The 17,996-nt window shown below is 33.1% G+C and carries 17 protein-coding genes; 10 read left to right on the forward strand and 7 right to left on the reverse strand.

Annotated elements, in window-relative coordinates:
• Positions 1–28: 28 nt before the first annotated feature.
• Together ABD692_RS17665 and ABD692_RS17670 are read right to left on the reverse strand one after the other, a co-directional pair.
• A complete protein-coding gene (locus tag ABD692_RS17665; protein WP_344769096.1) occupies positions 29–1,981 on the reverse strand; it encodes an LTA synthase family protein in 1,953 nt (650 codons plus the stop codon).
• Between the two features lie 127 nt (positions 1,982–2,108).
• Positions 2,109–2,708: a GIN domain-containing protein gene (locus ABD692_RS17670; RefSeq protein WP_344769097.1), complete on the reverse strand. Its 600-nt coding sequence runs from the start codon at positions 2,706–2,708 to the stop codon at positions 2,109–2,111.
• 246 nt (positions 2,709–2,954) lie between these two features.
• Here ABD692_RS17670 and ABD692_RS17675 point away from each other — a divergent pair, with 246 nt between their 5' ends.
• Positions 2,955–3,314, forward strand: a complete 360-nt coding sequence (locus tag ABD692_RS17675; RefSeq protein WP_344769099.1) for a response regulator — start codon at positions 2,955–2,957, stop codon at positions 3,312–3,314.
• Here the strand turns inward: ABD692_RS17675 and ABD692_RS17680 are convergent, their stop codons facing one another.
• Both ABD692_RS17680 and ABD692_RS17685 read right to left on the reverse strand, forming a co-directional pair.
• Positions 3,315–4,613 carry an ABC1 kinase family protein gene (locus tag ABD692_RS17680; protein ID WP_344769101.1) on the reverse strand — a complete coding sequence of 433 codons (1,299 nt, stop codon included), beginning with the start codon at positions 4,611–4,613 and terminating at the stop codon, positions 3,315–3,317.
• Between the two features lie 6 nt (positions 4,614–4,619).
• Complete coding sequence (locus tag ABD692_RS17685) at positions 4,620–5,273, reverse strand: TetR family transcriptional regulator C-terminal domain-containing protein (protein ID WP_344769103.1); 654 nt, start codon at positions 5,271–5,273, stop codon at positions 4,620–4,622.
• Between the two features lie 222 nt (positions 5,274–5,495).
• Between ABD692_RS17685 and ABD692_RS17690 the strand changes: the two genes are divergently transcribed.
• The 3 genes from ABD692_RS17690 to ABD692_RS17700 are packed head-to-tail and all read left to right on the forward strand — an operon-like array spanning position 5,496 to position 6,790.
• Positions 5,496–6,350: an HD domain-containing protein gene (locus tag ABD692_RS17690; protein ID WP_344769105.1), complete on the forward strand. Its 855-nt coding sequence runs from the start codon at positions 5,496–5,498 to the stop codon at positions 6,348–6,350.
• Between the two features lie 60 nt (positions 6,351–6,410).
• Complete coding sequence (locus ABD692_RS17695; protein WP_316761262.1) at positions 6,411–6,551, forward strand: Sec-independent protein translocase subunit TatA/TatB; 141 nt, start codon at positions 6,411–6,413, stop codon at positions 6,549–6,551.
• 50 nt (positions 6,552–6,601) lie between these two features.
• On the forward strand, positions 6,602–6,790 hold the full coding sequence (locus ABD692_RS17700; RefSeq protein WP_316761265.1) for a hypothetical protein: 189 nt from the start codon (positions 6,602–6,604) through the stop codon (positions 6,788–6,790).
• On the opposite strand, the gene ABD692_RS17705 is transcribed toward ABD692_RS17700, so the two are convergent.
• Positions 6,787–7,185, reverse strand: coding sequence for a hypothetical protein (locus ABD692_RS17705; protein WP_316761268.1), 399 nt, complete (start codon positions 7,183–7,185; stop codon positions 6,787–6,789). The genes ABD692_RS17700 and ABD692_RS17705 overlap by 4 nt on opposite strands.
• Positions 7,186–7,514: 329 nt before the next feature.
• On the opposite strand from ABD692_RS17705, the gene ABD692_RS17710 reads away from it, so the two are divergent.
• Both ABD692_RS17710 and ABD692_RS17715 read left to right on the forward strand, forming a co-directional pair.
• Positions 7,515–11,057: a PKD domain-containing protein gene (locus ABD692_RS17710; protein ID WP_344769108.1), complete on the forward strand. Its 3,543-nt coding sequence runs from the start codon at positions 7,515–7,517 to the stop codon at positions 11,055–11,057.
• 4 nt (positions 11,058–11,061) lie between these two features.
• Entirely contained in the window at positions 11,062–12,075 is a 1,014-nt protein-coding gene (locus ABD692_RS17715; RefSeq protein ID WP_344769110.1) for a PorP/SprF family type IX secretion system membrane protein, read from the forward strand.
• A gap of 67 nt (positions 12,076–12,142) precedes the next feature.
• Here ABD692_RS17715 and rpoN read toward each other — a convergent pair whose 3' ends face one another.
• Positions 12,143–13,615, reverse strand: a complete 1,473-nt coding sequence (gene rpoN, locus ABD692_RS17720; RefSeq protein ID WP_316761277.1) for an RNA polymerase factor sigma-54 — start codon at positions 13,613–13,615, stop codon at positions 12,143–12,145.
• 155 nt (positions 13,616–13,770) lie between these two features.
• On the opposite strand from rpoN, the gene mscL reads away from it, so the two are divergent.
• Positions 13,771–14,160, forward strand: a complete 390-nt coding sequence (gene mscL, locus ABD692_RS17725) for a large-conductance mechanosensitive channel protein MscL (protein WP_316761279.1) — start codon at positions 13,771–13,773, stop codon at positions 14,158–14,160.
• Between the two features lie 44 nt (positions 14,161–14,204).
• Here mscL and ABD692_RS17730 read toward each other — a convergent pair whose 3' ends face one another.
• Entirely contained in the window at positions 14,205–15,077 is an 873-nt protein-coding gene (locus ABD692_RS17730) for a ChaN family lipoprotein (protein ID WP_344769113.1), read from the reverse strand.
• Positions 15,078–15,207: 130 nt separating this feature from the next.
• On the opposite strand from ABD692_RS17730, the gene ABD692_RS17735 reads away from it, so the two are divergent.
• The 3 genes from ABD692_RS17735 (at position 15,208) to ABD692_RS17745 (ending at position 17,920) form a co-directional block, all read left to right on the forward strand.
• Positions 15,208–15,975, forward strand: coding sequence for a LiaF transmembrane domain-containing protein (locus ABD692_RS17735; RefSeq protein ID WP_316761285.1), 768 nt, complete (start codon positions 15,208–15,210; stop codon positions 15,973–15,975).
• A 285-nt stretch (positions 15,976–16,260) separates the two neighbouring features.
• On the forward strand, positions 16,261–17,208 hold the full coding sequence (locus tag ABD692_RS17740) for a sensor histidine kinase (RefSeq protein WP_316761287.1): 948 nt from the start codon (positions 16,261–16,263) through the stop codon (positions 17,206–17,208).
• Positions 17,186–17,920, forward strand: coding sequence for a LytR/AlgR family response regulator transcription factor (locus ABD692_RS17745; protein WP_344769116.1), 735 nt, complete (start codon positions 17,186–17,188; stop codon positions 17,918–17,920). Before ABD692_RS17740 ends, ABD692_RS17745 begins: the two co-directional genes overlap by 23 nt.
• Positions 17,921–17,996 lie beyond the last annotated feature (76 nt).

Raw genomic sequence — 17,996 nt, forward strand, 5'->3', positions numbered from 1 at the left:
AGTCTTTAAACCTTACAGACTATAAAATCTAATACCTTAATTTTCCGTCTTTGAAAATATCGAAAGCGGTTTGGTAATTTGCAATAGCCTGATCGGTTAACGCTTTAGGAAAACTTGCTTTTGTTTGTTCGTTTTTAGCTTTATTGTAAATGTAGGTGTCAACTTTTCTATGCGGACTTAAAATCACAAGACTATCGCCACTCATGTAAACCAGTTTTTGATAAGTACCTAAAACAACCCTTGGCTTATAATCTTTATCCAGTACATTCTTACCGTAAAAACTGCTGGTATATTTCCATCCTAATAAACTCCATAATGTTGGGTAGAGATCAATTTGAGAAGTCATTTTATCAATATTCATATCAACTGTATTTTTAAGATTCAGAATCATACAGGGAATTTGATATTTAGAAACATCTATTTCGTTTTTACCTGCGCTACTTGCACAATGGTCTGCCACAATAATAATAACTGTATTTTTAAACCAAGGTTTTGCTTTAATTTTCTTTATAAAATTACCAATTGCATAATCGGTATATCTTACTGCAGCTGCTCTCGTTCCCGAAGGTAAATTGATTTTATGATCGGGGAAGGTGTATGGCCTGTGGTTCGAAGTGGTCATGATGAAATTATTAAACAATTTGTTTGCCTTAAACTTTTCATCGGCATCTTTTAAAACCACATTAAAAATATCTTCATCGCAGATTCCCCACGCATTTTCGAAAGTAACCTCATTATCTTTAATTATGGTTCTCGAGCCATCGTAGGTTTCATCTAGTAATTTTCTGCCCCTATCTACAATATTGTATCCGTTATTGCCGAAAAAGTGATTCATGTTATCAAAATAGCCATCGCCACCGTAAAAGAAAGTATTGGTATAGCCTTTTTCTTTAAAAACATGGCCAACTGTAAAAAGATGCTCATTATCCATTCTTCTAACTATACTACTTCCTGGCGTTGGCGGAATGCAAAGTGTTAAAGCTTCCATACCACGAACAGTTCTTGTTCCAGTTGCGTACATATCGCTAAAGAAAACGCTGTGATTTGCAAGACTATCTAATTCGGGCGTTATATGCTCTTTATTCCCGTATTTTTGCATAAAATCAGCGCTTAAACTTTCCACCGTAATCATTATCAGATTTGGTTTATAAGCTTGGCTGGAATCATTTGTTATCTCTCTTTTTATTGATAATTCATCTTTAGAGAAAGCAACTCCAGTTTCTTTTAATTCGTTTCTTACTAAAGTAAATGCTTCTTTACTGCTAATTAACTTATAGAAATCGGTATAGTTTAATTCGTTGTTTTTAAAGGCAGCAAAAAATGAATAAGTTCCAGCTTTACTTAATTCGTTAGCATATCGGTTGTTACCATTTTCTGCCCAGCTATTTTTAACAAACAAACTAAATATAATAGTAGATATAATTAGTGTTGATGAAATGATTATTCTTTTGTTAAACGGTGTGTTAGCATTAAGGCTGTTTTTGAAGATATTTAGTTTATAAAACAAATACATAATTACTACAGCAAGTAGGAGCATGCCAGTAATTAAAAGAGGTAATGGATAAGATTCGTTTATATTTTGAACAACCTCGTAAGTGTAAATTAAATAATCTACGGCTATAAAATTGAAACGGCTTTCAAATTCCTGCCAAAAGGTTAATTCAGCAAAAAAGGAAAACAAAGTTATTAGTACAAATAGAAACAAGGTTACCCAATTAAATATTATGTTCCATTTTTTTGTATAAAATTTATTTGGAATGATAAGAAGATATAGCGCATAAAAAATGGTAATCAATAATCCTGATCCAATATCAAAAAATAGACCTGTAATATAAATCCTTACAATTTCTAATACTTTAAAGTCAATGTGTTTACTTAGCGATTCTATTAAAAGAATTGTTCTGATTAGAAATGAAAAGGATAGAAAATAAGTAAGAAATGCAAATAGAATAGCAAATCTACCTTTAAATAATTTGGTCATTTGATTAGGAATTTTTGCAAAATACTTTATAATTCTGAAGAAAGACTGAAGTTTGAGTTTTATCCATTTTTTAACATAAAAAAAGCGATGAAGAAATCCATCGCTTTTAATCTATATGCTGAGTTGATTATTTTATTAATGCAGCTATTTCATTTTCATTTGCTTCTTTTGCACTTATATTTGTTTTCAAAGCTGCAAATCTATCAATTGTTAACTTAGGCGTTTTACCCATTGTTAAAGTGTGGTTATCAGTTGCGCCACTTAATTTTAATTCGGCATTATCATCTATAACGGTGTACAAACCCTCGGTTACAGAATTAATATCTGCATGTGCATTACCTTTTAAAAATATTTGTAAAAATCTAGCTTTCAACTTACCACTACTTCTTACAACAGCATTTTCTGAGGCTTCAATACGGTAAATATCATTTACGTAAACAATTAATTTACATACTTCTTTATCAGTAGAACTGATGCGTAAAATATCACCTTCTTGAGTAATTTTTGCTTTTCCAGTGTTATCATCGGTATAATTTATACCATCATTTTGTCTTTGTACAAAGGTAACTTCTACATTTCCTTTAACTGATACTCTTTTAAATGAAGCAGGGACCGAAGTTGTTGTTGGTTTCTTTTCAGTATTTTTTGCGCTTGCTGCGAAAATCGAAGTAGTTAAAACGATAGCAGTTAATGATGTTGCGATTAAGGTTTTGATTGAGGTTTTCATAATGCTTTTGTTTATAATTATTTGTTAATTAGTTATTTATGTTTTTTGTGGTGGTTTTGTAGATAAGACGCCGAGAACTAAAAAACGTTGCAGGGTAATTCGTGTTTTTATACAAGCGTATGTAACTAATCGACGAACGGGATTTTAAACCTGACGAACTGGTGCAGGATTTTTTAAAGAATAATAGTATTTACTTCATTATTGTTCTTTTTCTTATCTTTAGAAGAAATTAGTCGATTAGTTGATATGAAGAAAAAGGTTGTTCTTGTTCAGGATAACAAGGATATTTTGGAAATTATGGATCAGGTGTTGGATGATGAAGGATTTGAAGTGACATCTTCTTTAACAACCGAGCCAATAGAAAAAATTGATGAAATAGAACCTGACGTTGTGGTTATAGATGATCACATTAAAGGGACTAAAAAAGGCTCGAAAATAATTAAAGAGCTAAAATCTAATCCAGAAACGGAAGATATATCGGCGATTTTAACTTCAACATCAAACGAGTTACCTCAAATTGCAGAAGAAAGCAAAGCTGATGATTTTATTCAAAAACCATTCGATATTGAACATATGGTTGATGTTGTGAAAAAAAATGCAGAATAATTAGAGAGAAGGCTTAAATGTATCCGTTTTAACAGTTGCTTTCAAATCGTGTAAAATTGTATATAAACCAAAGTTTGTACGATTTACATAAATAAAATGTTTAACTCCTCTTGCTTGTTTAAATTCGGGCATTTTAGCTATTTTTTCACCATACTCATATAATTTCTCGAAAAATTCATTTTTGCTAAAATCAAACGACGCATTAATATAAGGCTTAGCGAAAAGTTCGATCATTTCTTTATACGATTTATAATAGAACTCAATTTGAGTAGGCGTATCATCAGTATGAATCATATCTAGTTTTCTAAAAGCATCAATTGTTTTGGCTTTATCCTGAATAACATCTGTAGAAATTAAAGAGAAAAACGGATTGTAGAAATCTTCAGGCATTTCTTTAATGCAACCAAAATCGATAACGCCTAGCTTTTCATCAGGTGTAATCATAAAATTTCCTGGATGAGGATCGGCGTGTACAGCCCTTAATTCGTGCTGTTGGAAATTATAAAAATCCCATAAAGCTTGTCCTATTTTATTTCTTAATTCTTGTGATGGATTCGTTTTTAAAAACTCTTTCAGGTGTAAACCTTCAATCCAATCCATAGAAATAATTCTTTTTCCTGATAGTTCTGGATAATAAGTCGGGAAAACAACATTATCAAGGTTTTTGCAAGCTTCTGAAAATTCTATGGAGCGTTTAACTTCTAATTCGTAATCGGTTTCTTCGAGTAATCTTTCTTCTACTTCTTTAATATAAATATTTAATTCTCTTTCCGACATGCCAAGCAGGCGGAATGCAAAAGGTTTTACAAGTTTTAAATCAGAAGAAATACTATCGCCAACGCCAGGATATTGTATTTTAACGGCTAATTTTTTACCATTTAAAGTAGCTTGATGAACCTGGCCAATTGAAGCCGCATTTGTAGAGCTAAGGTTAAAACTATCGTAGATGTTTTCTGGCGTTTTACCGAAGCTTTTGGTAAATGTTCTTACAATAAGCGGTCCTGAAAGTGGTGGAGCGTTGTATTGCGATTGCGTAAATTTATCTACGTAAGATTTTGGTAGAATATTTTTATCCATACTTAACATCTGTGCAATTTTTAATGCACTTCCTTTAAGTTCGCTTAACGATTTATAAATATCCGTGGCATTATCTTCGTTTAACTGTTCCCGATCCAAATCTGGATTGAACAATTTTTTTGAATAATGTTTTATGTAATTGCCGCCAATTTGAAAACCTGTTTTAACAAATTTTGCCGAACGTTCTGCCTTTGTAACTGGAATACTTTTTTGCTCTTTCATTTAGTTTTATAAACCCATGCTTTCTTTAAACTTACCATTTCTGCTTAAAAACTTTCCGTATTCAAACAAATTATCGATAGGAGAATGTTGGAACAAATCGAAAGTAACATTAATGCCTTTTTCTATAGCTTCATCTGTTTTTTCAAAGCCATCGCTATCATCATTAACCCAAAAATTTAGTATAAATGCAAATTGAATCCATAAAGCATCCTTATATCTTTTGCTCAAAAATTTACGCTCTGCAAGTTCTCCGCTTTCCAAACCATCATTAATAATTTCTTCAGCAAAATTTTCGAAAATTGGCTTTACGCCTGCAAGTACATTTGGTGTAGAAAACTTGCCTTTAAAGTTTTTTAAGCTATAAATAATAAAACTGCGCTCATTCTTAAGGTTTTCTACATAGCTATAGAAAAATGAAAGTATTTTTTCTCTTGATGAATATTGAAACCAGACTTCTTGTTCCTTAATTTTGGTAATGGTTTCAAAAGTTAATTCGAACCAAATATTTTTTTCTATACTTTCGAAGGAAGCATAAAATTGATAAAATTCTGCCTCGGTAATTTTAAGTTTTTTAACGAAACTATAAACTGATTTAGGTTTCTCGTTGTTTGTTAAAACATAATCGAGATAAGCTTTACGTATTTGCTGAGCAGTTGCCATATACATCTTTTTTACAATTATAACGTTTATATCAAATGCTTGTTTTTTATAAGTAAGTTTTGTTAATCATTGTATTGTAATAATCATTTTCAAAATATTTGAAAGTTAATTGTTAGCTAATTTATTTAGCTTATTTGATTAGTTGTGGATATTTAAATTTTCTTTAAGCTAAATTATTTAGTAATATTGTTTATTGATTTTTTATAGCATTAAGGAGGCGAAATGATACAGGTAAATGATTTTTTATATGGCAAAGCAGAGTTGCCTCAAGTATTTGAAGATATTTTAGCTACTGATGCATTGAAGCGATTGGCGGGTGTACACCAAAGTGGTGCCATTTATTTGGTAAATCCTGATATTTGCCATTCGAGATTGGAACATGCAATTGGAGTAATGATGTTGATTAGGAAACTTGGTGGTTCTGAACTTGAACAAATTGCAGGCTTACTGCACGATGTTTCACACACTGCGTTTTCTCATGTTGGAGATTATGTTTTCGAAAATTCAGATGAAGACTATCACGAAAAGGTATTTGCCGAAATTTTATATAAATCTGAAATTCCTGATGTGTTACTAAAGTATGGTTATAGTGTTAATCAAATTGTTTTTGGAACATTTAATATTTTAGAACAACCGCTTCCTGCATTATGTGCCGATCGTTTGGATTACACATTACGTGATGGGGTTTACGCAGGAATCATATCAAGACAAAGAGCAAAGGAATTTTTAAATGCTGTAATTTTAAAAGATGGGCAGATTGCTGTAAATGCCGAAACTGAAGCTTTATGGATCAATGAAGCTTTTAAAAAATTAAACGATGAGGTTTTTAAACTGCCATTACATTTATACGCGAACGGCAAAATGGCTGAATTAATAAAAACCTTTTTGACGAAAGGAATTTTAGAAGAAAGTGATATGTTTAAAACTGATACGATGTTGTTGAACAAAATTAGAAGCACTTTTGAAGGTTACGAGGCCATTAAGGCTATTAAACAGTTGAAAGGTTTTTCAGAATTTATGAGATATGGGGCAGTTCCTAAAGTAAAAGCTAGAACATTAAATGCGTTGCTGGTTTAATTTTGTTTATATTGAAAACACTATTATTCTTTTAACGTATATTACGTCAAAAAATATCTCATGTCGATTATAGAAATTATTTTAATTGGAGTTGTTGTTATTTTAATTTTTGGTGGTAAAAAATTACCAGAATTAATGAAGGGGATAGGTAGAAGCGTTAAAGAATTTAAAGACGCTAAAGACGAACCTCCTGTAAAATAAATAAAAACAATTATTTGGTAATGATGTTCTTATTCTAAGATATAAGTAAAATGGAATTACCCAAAAATATTCGCCCCAATAATGATACTAAAGCCGAAAGTGGTTTAGATAATTGGAATGATCGGCTAGATGAAAATCTTGAACCTGAAGATGAAAATGATGTATCTGCAGATTCAAGAGCAAAAGCTTTTTCCGAAAAATATAAAGATAAAGAAGAGGCCGATGATAGCGGCAACTAAGCTATAGCTCTAAAGCCATACTCTTTAAATTCATCAGGATTTTTGGTTAAATTATAATTGGATAAAATTGAATTTACATTATCTAATATCTCATCTAATTCAATTTTATCATAAAATGAGCCGTTTAGTTTCTCAATAAAAGCATCTAGGCATTTCTTGTCTGATTCGTTTAAATCGTAAATAACCCTTCTTGTTCCATCCTGAATTGCATTACAAATATGTCTTTTCAGAAAAAAGAATGTATTCCTATAATTATATAGTATAAAATCATTTGTGGTTTCTAGTTTTTGCATTCTGAAGTAAGCCGTTTCCATTGCTAAGTAAAACTGAACATCAGTTTTCTCTCCAAATCTTGCTGGGTAAATTTTCTCGATTAAATTTTTATAAGCATTCATAAATACGCATTTAGTTTAAGTGTTAAGACACTTAGGGTGTAAGCAAAAATAAATCGGGATGGTTATACTAAATATTCATCAGCATAATAGGGGTGTTGTTCTGCTTGAAGAGCGTTTTGTGAATATTGTGTAATAACCCAAACATTAAAATTTTATTAATTTTCGAAAATAATTTTACACCAACCCCTTACATTTTTACACGAAATAAAATTTATTGTTTAAAAAAGTGTTAATTTTTTGATGTTGCCTTTTGTTGTATATTCTTTAGTAGTATATTGCCTTTCTATATTATTAAAAATGCAAACTATTTCTGAATTAAGTTAATAACAATGAAAAGGGCTATTCTATTAGTTTTTATTGTTGTTTGCTTTCTGCATCCTTATAAAGTTTTTGGGCAAAATGTTTCTAATGAAGGAACAGATTTTTGGTCGATCTTTCCTACACATGTAGCTAGTGGGAATTCGGGAACATCACTTTCTAGCCATGCTGAGTTATCGGTATTTGTTACATCTAAATCTATATCAGAGGTTACGGTAAGTTGTCGCAATTATTCTGAAACGAAAATTATTCCTGCAAATACAGCCATAGAATTTAAGGTTACTTGGGCAGAGGCTTACATTTCTCAATATAATACTGGCTTACCAGATGAAGCAAACCAACTGTTAGCTAATCGTGGTATTCACATAAAAGTAAGCGATGGAAAACCAAAAGTTTCGGTTTATACACATATTTACGCTGGGGCACGATCAGCCGCCTCGTTAATTTTACCGTTTGAAACCTTAGGTCAAAATTATTATTCCATGAACTATACGCAATCTGGTCAGGGGAATAATTTTTTGGTTTTGGTGGCTGTTGAAGATAATACAGATTTAATACTACATCGAAAGGATGGGACTAGCTTACCGATCACTTTAAAAAAGGCTGGTGATGCTTACGAATATATGGATGGAAATGCTGATTTAACTGGTGTTTTTGTCGAAACCAATATTACAACTTCATCTTGCAAAAGATTTGCTGCATTTTCTGGTTCATCTGCATTAAGTATTTATTGTACAGGATCTCAAGACCCATTGTATCAGCAATTATATCCAACAGTAAGTTGGGGTAAAAATTACGGAGTGGTTCCTTTTCCAAATCGAAGGTATATTTTAAGAATATTAGCCCAAGAAGATTATACAAAAGTTACTTACAACGGGCAAACTTATACTGTAAACAAAGGTCAGTTTATCGAGAGTGATCAATTAACAGAACCCACGTTTATCAATTCAGATAAATTAATCAGTGTAGCTCAATACTCATTAACCCAAGCATGTTCTTCTGTTTCTGGGGGAAATATTACGGGCGATCCTGAAATGGTGATGTTAAATCCAGTAGAATTCAATATAAAAATGGTCACCGTTTTTTCTTCTACTCTTCAAACTATTACAGAAAGATATATTAACGTATTAATGTTAACTAAGAAAGCTTCAAGCTTTAAAATAGATGGAGCTGCACCAACTACTCCTTGGGTTACAATTCCTGGTAATACTCAATATTCTTATAACCAGATTCCTATAACTGGTACCACAAATAATTCGACTTTTAGGAGTTTAACATTAACAGCTGACGATGGCTTTAATGCCACAGCTTATGGTTTTGGACAAGCAGAATCTTATGCTTATTCTGCTGGAACAAATCTTTCTTCAAATAACTATTTAACCGTGGTAGATGAAGTAAAAAAGGAAGAAAGTCCTAATGGATGTGTTGGTCAAGCGATTGATTTTAAAATCAATTTTCCATATCAAGCAGACAAAATTACCTGGACTTTAGATAATGGAAGATCGGATACTACATTAAACCCTATTCCCGAAATTAAAACGGTTAATGGGCAAACTATATACGTTTATAAATATCCAATTAATAAAACTTACACTACTACAGGAGAATATCACTTAAACGTAGTGGCTCATGTTCCAAATAATGCAACAAACTGCCAAAGTGGTGATTTGGAAACCAATTATATTTTTAATATTTATGATTTACCCACCGCTGCTTTCGAAACTGCTTCAACCGGTTGCGCAAAATCTGATGTTGCATTTACTGATAAAAGTTTATCAAATACCACTGATTTTGCAGTAACTAACTGGCTGTGGGATTTTGGAGATGGTTCAAACTCTACTGAGCAAAATCCTAAACATGGGTATGCTAACGAAGGTTCCTATACGGTAAGTTTGTCGGTTAAGGCGGGTACAGGTTGTTACTCTAATGTAGTTACAAAAACAGTTCAAATATTTCCCTTGCCAGTTTCAAAATTTTCATCAACAAGTAACACTTGTACTAATACCGATTATTTAATCACAGATCAATCAACTATTAGCAGCTTGAAAACAGCTAATAAGATTGTAAAATGGACCTGGGATTTTGGTGATGGAACTAAAGTTGATAAAACGGATGGAATACCATTTATTCATCAATATGCTGCCCAAGGCACATTTGTTATTTCCTTAATTACAACATCGGCCGAAGGTTGCATTAGTACCGCTTTTACAAAAAATGTAACCGTTACCATTTTGCCAGTGGCCGATTTCTCTATGCCTGATGTTTGTTTAACAGATGTATTTGCAGTATTTGTTAATAAATCTATAGATGCAACAGGTGGTTCGGGCGCTTTTACTTACGAATGGGATTTTGGAGATGCTGCAAGTTCTACGGCAATTAATCCGAATACCTCTACGGATAAAGATGGAAAGCACAAGTACATAAAATTTGGCGATTATATCGTTACTTTAAAAATAACAAACGCTAATGGGTGCGTTACAACTAAAACGCAGAAATTTGTCGTAAATGGTGCTGTTCAAAAGGCAGATTTTTCTATTCAAAACATAGATAATCTGTGCAGCAGTCAGGATGTTATAATAAATAATTCATCGGTTGCATTTTTTGGTAAAATTACGAAGATTGTTATTTACAAAGATTATGTAAATGCACCAGAAGTATTTGAAACTATAACGTACCCAACTGCTGATGATATTCCTTTGACCTATCCCGTTTTCGGAGGAAACTTAACTAAAAATTATACCATTCGGTTATTGGCGTATTCCGGAGAATCATGTTTTGAAGAAACTAAGAAAGATATAACACTTAAACCAGTACCAATATTAGAATTTACAGATATTCCATCTGCGTGCCAGAATGATGGTTCGGTGGTTATAAATCAGGCAAAAGAAACAACAGGAATTTTAGGAAGTGGTATTTACGCTGGAGATGGAGTTGATGCAGAAGGTAATTTTAATCCTAAAAACGTAAATGTTGGTATGCATATAATCACATATACTTTTTTGGCTTCCAATGGTTGCTCTACATCAATAAGTAAAACTATTAATGTTTATAAATCGCCTACTGCTGATGCTGGTCAATCGCTATATATTCTATCTGGTGGTCAGGTGACAATTCCTGCGGTTGCAGAAGGCGCTGGCTTAACTTACAAATGGAGTCCTTCAGTGGGATTGGATCATGATAATATCCTAAATCCAGTGGCTTTTCCAGAAAAGGATACCGATTATTCGCTGCTCGTAACAACGGCTGAAGGATGTACGGTAACAACATTAATTACAGTAAAAGTTTTGCAAGCATTGGTGCCTCCAAATTCATTTACACCTAACGGAGATGGGTTTAACGACTTCTGGACTGTAAAATACCTGGAGAGTTACCCAAATGCAACAATTGAAGTTTTTAACCGCAATGGTACAAGGGTATTCTTTAGTAACGGATATAAGGTTCCTTTTGATGGGAATTTTAAAAATGAACCATTACCTGTTGGAGTTTATTACTATATTATCAATCCAAGAAACGGTAGAAAAACTGTAACTGGCCCGCTAACCATAATCAGATAAAAAATTGAAAAGATACATCTTAGTAATTGCGCTATTTATCTCATTTAATGCTTTTTCGCAGCAAAAGCCACAGTATACACAGTATATTTTTAATCAGTATTTGTTAAATCCTGCTTTATCTGGTATCGAAAACTATATTGATTTTAAAGCTGGCTTTAGAAAGCAATGGGCTGGAATAAATGATGCTCCTCAAACGTCTTTTGTTTCTGCGCATTGGGCTTTAGGCGATAACCAGTTATGGAGTAATGCACTAACCTCGTTTCCAGAACAAACAGGAAACCCAATGGATAGAAATTATACGCAGAATTATACTTCATCTCCTGCACATCATGGCATGGGTGTAACGGTTGTTCAGGATAAGGCTGGTCCGTTATCCAGAATTGATGCAAATGTTACATACGCTTACCACTTGCAGCTAAGTAACGATTTTAATTTATCAGTTGGTGCAGCTGCAGGGATTTCGAGTATTAAGCTCGATGTAAATTCACTCACTTTTCCTGATACACAAGTCGATCCTGTAATTTCAAATACTATAGTAAACCAGTTAAGGCCAGATTTAAGTGTTGGAATTTGGTTATACGGGGCAAGGGTTTTTGCAGGCTTATCGGCACAGCAAGTTTTATCGCAAAAATTAAGTTTTACCAATTCTGATGCTTATAATACAGGAAAAGAGGTTCCTCATTACTTTGCTACAGCTGGTTATAAATTCTTTTTGGATGATCAGATTGCTGCAATTCCTTCAATTATGGTAAAATACGTACAGCCATCACCAGTATCGGTAGATTTAAACATGAAAATAGCCTTCAAAGATAAAATATGGTTAGGTGGAAGCTACCGCAAAGATGATTCTTTTTCTGCAATGGCAGGTTTTAACATTGGCAAAATGGTTAACCTAACATATTCTTACGATTTTACAACTTCAGATTTGAATACAGTTAGTAACGGCAGCCACGAAATTGTATTAGGCTTATTGCTAAACAATATCTACAAAGTACCTTCTTATATTAAAATGTGGTAATTGGGTTGGGCAATGCTCGGTTCGTTAGTTTTATTGAAAGCTAAACAACTATAAACCAAAAAACTAGTTAAAGCTCTTTTCTCAATCTTGCTACTGGAATATTCATTTGCTCGCGATATTTTGCAACCGTTCTTCTGGCAATGTTATAACCGCGTTCTTTTAAAATCTCTGTAAGCTTTTCATCGGCAAGGGGCTTACGCTTATCTTCATTTCCAATACAATCTTCCAGGATTTTTTTAACCTCTTTATTCGAAACTTCTTCACCATTCTCGGTTTGAATCGCCTCAGAAAAGAAAGATTTTAATAAAAACGTACCAAATTCAGTTTGAACATATTTAGAGTTTGCTACCCTTGATACGGTAGAAATATCCATATCGATTTTATCTGCAATGTCTTTTAAAATCATTGGGCGCATTTTACGTTCATCAGCAGTTAAAAAATATTCGTACTGATAATGCATAATTGCATTCATGGTTTTAAGCAAAGTTTGTTGTCTTTGTTTAATGGCGTCGATAAACCATTTCGCAGAATCTAGCTTTTGCTTAACAAACTGAACGGCTTCTTTAAGTTTTTTATCTTTTGCCGAAGCTTTATCGTAATGTTCGAACATTTCCTGGTAAGAACGACTTACCTTAAGCTCTGGTGCATTTTTAGAGTTTAGTGTCAAAATCAATATACCATCGTTATTGCTGATATGGAAATCAGGAATAATTTGCATTTGTTTAGTTGTAACCTGATTTGCATCGCCTGGTTTTGGGTTGAGGCGAAGAATTTCGTTTACAACTTCTTTAAGCTCTTCGCTATCTAACCCTAAGCTTTTCTCTAATTTATCGTAGTGTTTGCGGGTAAATTCATCAAGGTAGTTTTCAACCACGTTCATAGCTTTAACTATAATCGGGTTGCTGGCATCTTTCCTTTTTAATTGAATTAATAAACATTCTTTTAAATCTCTGGCGCCAATACCTGGAGGATCAAAACTTTGAATTAGCCTCAACATTTCCAAAACATCTTCCTCCTCAACCATAACATTTTGAGAAAATGCCAAATCATCAATCATAGAGCTTAAAGGACGACGTAAATAACCATCATCATCCAAACTTCCAATAATTTGTTTACCAACGATAAAATCTTGATCAGATAATGGAATTAAATCAAGTTGTTCCTGAAGGCTTTCGAAAAAAGTACTTTCAATAGCTATTGGAGTTTCTTTTTTCTCCTCATCATCATCACCATTATTATAATTTGTACTATAATCGTTGGTATTGTCGTCTTGCAGATAATCATCTACATTAAACTCATCTGTGCTATTATCATCTGATGATTTTTCGTAATCATCAGGTCCATCGTTTAAATCATCATATTCACCCTTAGGCTCTTCTGCGGTCATTAAGCTTGGATCTTCAAGCGCTGGATTTTCTTCAAGTTCTTCTTTTACTCGGGTATCTAAAGCAACGGTTGGCACCTGCAACAACTTTATAAATTGTATTTGCTGAGGAGATAATTTTTGTAATAATTTTTGTTGTAGGTGTTGCTTTAGCATATTATATAAAGAATTGGAGCAAAAATAAACAAATCATCTCAGATATTTCTTAGAATTAATATCAAAGCAACATAGAATTTGGTTTAAATAATGCGAATTGGGTTTGTTTTTAGACTTTTGTTTATTAATTTCGTTACAAATAAACATTAAACAACATGGGATTTATAAAAGAATTTAAAGATTTTGCAGTTAAAGGAAATGTACTTGATTTAGCTGTCGGTGTAATTATCGGAGCTGCATTTGGTAAAATTGTTAGCTCTTTAGTTGAAGATATTATTACGCCTGCTGTACTTGGCCCTGCATTAAAAGCTGCTGGTTTGGAAGATTTAAGTAAGCTTACTATTGCTGGAACAGCAATTAAGTATGGAAACTTTTTATCACAGGTAATCTCATTTATTATTGTTGCTTTGGTGCTTTTTTTAATTATTAAGGCTGCAAACAACTTGAAGAAGAAAGAAGCGGCTGCACCTACTGCTCCGCCAGTACCAACAAAAGAAGAAATTCTTTTAACAGAAATAAGAGATTTGCTTAAAACTAAAGCATAAAATAAAAAATCCGCTGGTTATTGTTGCCAGCGGATTTTTTTTTGCTAAAAACTTCTTTTAATTTTTGGATTGGTGATGATAATGTAATCGCCTAAATTTTTAAATTTATCCCATTCAGGATTATCAAAATTTTCATCAGAGAAGGATGAAATGTTTAGAATTTGCAGTTTAGGGGAGTATTTTTGAAGTTTAGCCAGTGTGCCAAGTTTTTCATCGCTATGAAAGCGCCCGTTTAACTGGAGAATTTTAAAGCCTTTGTGAAGCTTGCTAAACTTATTTATAGACCAGGCCATTGTTGCATCCCAAAAGTTTTGCGTTTGATAAACCTTCATGGCGCCCATACTGTGTCCGCCCAATAAATCGGTAAATTTCTCATTATATCTGCCAGTAGCAGTATCGATTGGTAAAGGAGGTAGAAATGATAGAGCGGTTTTTGGAAAGTTTTTCAAAGCTTCCAAGCCATTTTTAGTAACGGCATTACTATATCTTGTGGCGGCATTAGCTCCAATTACATCAATTTTATGCTCTTTTGCATATTCAACTAAAGGTCTGTAATCTTTATAGTTTGGCCAGGCTCTTCCTTCTTTTATAAAATTCTTTTCTGAGATCAAACCAGCCAGGTATTCAACAACAACAGGTTGGATATCGGTATGAAACATTTCCAATGTTAAGGCTGTTTTTTGAGGATATTTTTCGCTTAATTTCTTGAAAATTTCTACTTCTAAATAATGTCCAATCGAGTCATTATGTTCTTCGCCAAAAAATAGAACATCAGCTTTATCCATATCCGCGATTATATCATCGACAGCAATAAGCTTCTGTTTTTTTACATCGTAAATTTTATAATTGCTCTTGATATCCTGAGCATACAGGTTGGCAGAGATAAATGAGAAAAGTAGTAATGCTAAAAATTTCATGCTGTCAAAATACTAAAATATTTTTCACCGATGAAATTTAGCAACTCACCGCCTTTTAGCTGTTTTTTAGAGTATACATATATATGTAGTACTACATTATGGATATTTTTGGTTATTAATAATTGCACAAATGGAAAATTCAAATAATAATAATGTAACCAATAACCGTTCTGGCAGAATGATCAGTGGTTTGGTAATTGTTTTCATCGGTCTCGCATTTCTTTTAGATAATGTTGGCTTCGATGTTCCGCATTGGGTGTTTAGCTGGCACACACTTTTAATTGTAATTGGCCTTTTTGTTGGAGCCAGACGTAATTTTAAAGGTGCTGGTTGGTTAATTATGGTTTTAATTGGAAGTTATTTTACCATCGACGATATAACAGGGTTAGATTTTGATGCTTCGAAATATGCCTTAGGAATAGGCTTGGTAATTTTAGGTGGCTATTTAATCTTTAAACCAAAAGGTGATTTAAGATTTAGAAGAAGAAATCGACTTGCTGATAATTTTGGCTCTGGTACGGAAAGCACAAATCCAGTTCAAGATAAAAACGCAAATAGCCAGGATTTTGTTGAAGCAACTGCCGTTTTTGGCGGAAGTAACCAAATAATATATTCTAAAAATTTAAAGGGCGGAGATATAACAGTTGTTTTTGGAGGTGCTGACGTTAATTTAACGCAGGCAGATTTTAATGATAGCGCCACATTCGATGTTACTGCAGTGTTTGGAGGCGTGAAATTAGTAGTTCCACAAAACTGGATTATCAAAGCGAATGTAACTCCGATATTTGGAAGTATCGAAGATAAAAGAGGTCATTTAATTCCGACTGGAGAAGTTCAGAAAACTTTAATAATTGATGGAACAGTAATGTTCGGAGGCATAGAAATTAAAAGCTTTTAGCAATAATTGGAGTCAACTGCAATTCAGGTAGTACAACAAGTAATTGCCAAATATGTGAAACTGAAGATGGGTTAGAGATAAGTTCGAAGATTTGGAAATGAAATCGATTGAAGCTTATCTGAAAATTTAGAATACCGAATAGAAACTTTACCTAAACTAAACTCATAAGTTTTGACAACAAGACCGTTATCAGTCCCGCAAATTCAAAAAACATCCCTCGGATTTGCCATAGCGTGGACTATACTATGTGGAGTAGGACTTCATTATGTGGTAAATTTTTCGTGGATGATATCTTTTACAGATAGCGTTATTAATAATGCTTTACTGGCAATTGCCTGTGTGAGTATCAGCAATATGCTGGGCTACTATCAGCCTAAAAATGAACGAATTCTTTATGTTTTGGTTGTTACACTTGCTTTAACCTTCGTAATAATTTATGCAGCAAAGTATAGTTTGGGTTATGTGTTTACAGATTTCAAGAATTATCTGGATTTTTATAATTTCTCATTTGCCTTTCGGGGCCTAATCTCTTTCATGTGTTTGGGTTGGTGTGCTTTGGCAAACATTTTATGGTACCGCTTAGAAGAACAATCTGAAACTCAAACCCGACTTTTAACTGCACAAAGCTTGGCTAAAGAAGCTGAACTGAATAAATTAAGACATCAACTACAGCCACACTTCTTATTTAATAGTTTAAATTCTGTTTTTGCTTTAACTATGGTGAATCCAAAAGAAGCAGGCGTAATGATTACTAAATTAGCATCCTTTTTACGTGGTACACTAAAACGTGATGACGAATTATGGGTTTCTGTGGAGGAAGAAATGGAATACATTCAACTCTATTTAGATATTGAAAAAGTACGTTTTAGCCATAGATTAAAAATTGAAGTTAATGTAGATGATGAAACTTTAAACCTTTGTTTACCTGGTACATTACTGCAGCCAATTGTAGAAAATGCAATAAAATTCGGCCTTTATAATACATCGGCTGGTATAACCATTAAAATTGATGTTACGGTTGAACAAGATATTTTAAACCTACGAGTGCAAAACCCCTTCGACCCAGAGATGAAAGCTACGGGTGGAACTGGATTTGGTTTAACTGCTATTAAACGAAGATTATATCTGTTGTTTGCAAATCCACATTTATTGCAGACAGAAATTGAGGCAAATAATTTATATATTACAACCCTAAAAATTCCTCAAAAAAATGATCAGGACTATATTAATTGATGATGAGCCTTTAGCAAGAGATATTGTAAAATATTATCTTTCTGAACATAAAGAAATAGAAATTGTTGCAGAGTGCTGCGATGGTTTTGAAGGCCTAAAAGCAATTACACAGTATAAGCCAGATTTAATTTTTCTTGATATTCAAATGCCTAAAATAAGTGGTTTTGAAATGCTTGAATTGGTTGAGGACAAGCCAGCTGTAATTTTTACTACTGCTTTTGATGAGTTTGCAATAAAGGCCTTTGAGGTAAACGCTGTTGATTATTTGTTGAAACCTATTGATAAAACCCGTTTCGATCTGGCTATTCAGAAATTACCTGCGAGATTAAATCAAAGCGAAAATACTGAAGCTGTTTTGGATGCGGCGGCGAAAAGTCCGGCACAAAATAATAGGGTAGTAGTTAAAAAAGATGGAGTTATTAAGATTATCCCTGTTGCCGATATTAATTATTTAGAAGCTGATGATGACTACGTGAAATTAAGTACTACTGATGGGGCGTTTTATAAAAATAAAACCATGGCTTATTTCGAACAAACGCTAGATGCTAGCCAGTTTATACGCATACATCGTTCTTACATAATAAATTTAGCCCAGGTAACTAAAATAGAATTGAAAGAAAAAGATAGTTATGTCGTGCTGCTTAAATCGGATATTTGGCTGCCTGTGAGTAAAACGGGCTATGTGAAATTAAAAGCCGCTTTGGGTTTATAGGCAATATGCAACTTTAAATAGTAGCAGGAACAGTTTTTATTAAACCCGACTTTAGCGAGAAAGCCCCGATTTTTTC

Source organism: Pedobacter ginsengiterrae, assembly GCF_039537385.1.
Taxonomy (GTDB): domain Bacteria; phylum Bacteroidota; class Bacteroidia; order Sphingobacteriales; family Sphingobacteriaceae; genus Pedobacter; species Pedobacter ginsengiterrae.

Excerpts from the sequence above, each read along its gene's own strand:
- ABD692_RS17665 (WP_344769096.1), bottom strand. The coding sequence starts at position 1,981 with ATGACCAAATTATTTAAAGGTAGATTTGCTATTCTATTTGCATTTCTT.
- ABD692_RS17670 (WP_344769097.1), bottom strand. The coding sequence starts at position 2,708 with ATGAAAACCTCAATCAAAACCTTAATCGCAACATCATTAACTGCTATC.
- ABD692_RS17675 (WP_344769099.1), top strand. The coding sequence starts at position 2,955 with ATGAAGAAAAAGGTTGTTCTTGTTCAGGATAACAAGGATATTTTGGAA.
- ABD692_RS17680 (WP_344769101.1), bottom strand. The coding sequence starts at position 4,613 with ATGAAAGAGCAAAAAAGTATTCCAGTTACAAAGGCAGAACGTTCGGCA.
- ABD692_RS17685 (WP_344769103.1), bottom strand. The coding sequence starts at position 5,273 with ATGGCAACTGCTCAGCAAATACGTAAAGCTTATCTCGATTATGTTTTA.
- ABD692_RS17690 (WP_344769105.1), top strand. The coding sequence starts at position 5,496 with ATGATACAGGTAAATGATTTTTTATATGGCAAAGCAGAGTTGCCTCAA.
- ABD692_RS17695 (WP_316761262.1), top strand. The coding sequence starts at position 6,411 with ATGTCGATTATAGAAATTATTTTAATTGGAGTTGTTGTTATTTTAATT.
- ABD692_RS17700 (WP_316761265.1), top strand. The coding sequence starts at position 6,602 with ATGGAATTACCCAAAAATATTCGCCCCAATAATGATACTAAAGCCGAA.
- ABD692_RS17705 (WP_316761268.1), bottom strand. The coding sequence starts at position 7,185 with ATGAATGCTTATAAAAATTTAATCGAGAAAATTTACCCAGCAAGATTT.
- ABD692_RS17710 (WP_344769108.1), top strand. The coding sequence starts at position 7,515 with ATGAAAAGGGCTATTCTATTAGTTTTTATTGTTGTTTGCTTTCTGCAT.
- rpoN (WP_316761277.1), bottom strand. The coding sequence starts at position 13,615 with ATGCTAAAGCAACACCTACAACAAAAATTATTACAAAAATTATCTCCT.
- mscL (WP_316761279.1), top strand. The coding sequence starts at position 13,771 with ATGGGATTTATAAAAGAATTTAAAGATTTTGCAGTTAAAGGAAATGTA.
- ABD692_RS17730 (WP_344769113.1), bottom strand. The coding sequence starts at position 15,077 with ATGAAATTTTTAGCATTACTACTTTTCTCATTTATCTCTGCCAACCTG.
- ABD692_RS17735 (WP_316761285.1), top strand. The coding sequence starts at position 15,208 with ATGGAAAATTCAAATAATAATAATGTAACCAATAACCGTTCTGGCAGA.
- ABD692_RS17740 (WP_316761287.1), top strand. The coding sequence starts at position 16,261 with ATGATATCTTTTACAGATAGCGTTATTAATAATGCTTTACTGGCAATT.
- ABD692_RS17745 (WP_344769116.1), top strand. The coding sequence starts at position 17,186 with ATGATCAGGACTATATTAATTGATGATGAGCCTTTAGCAAGAGATATT.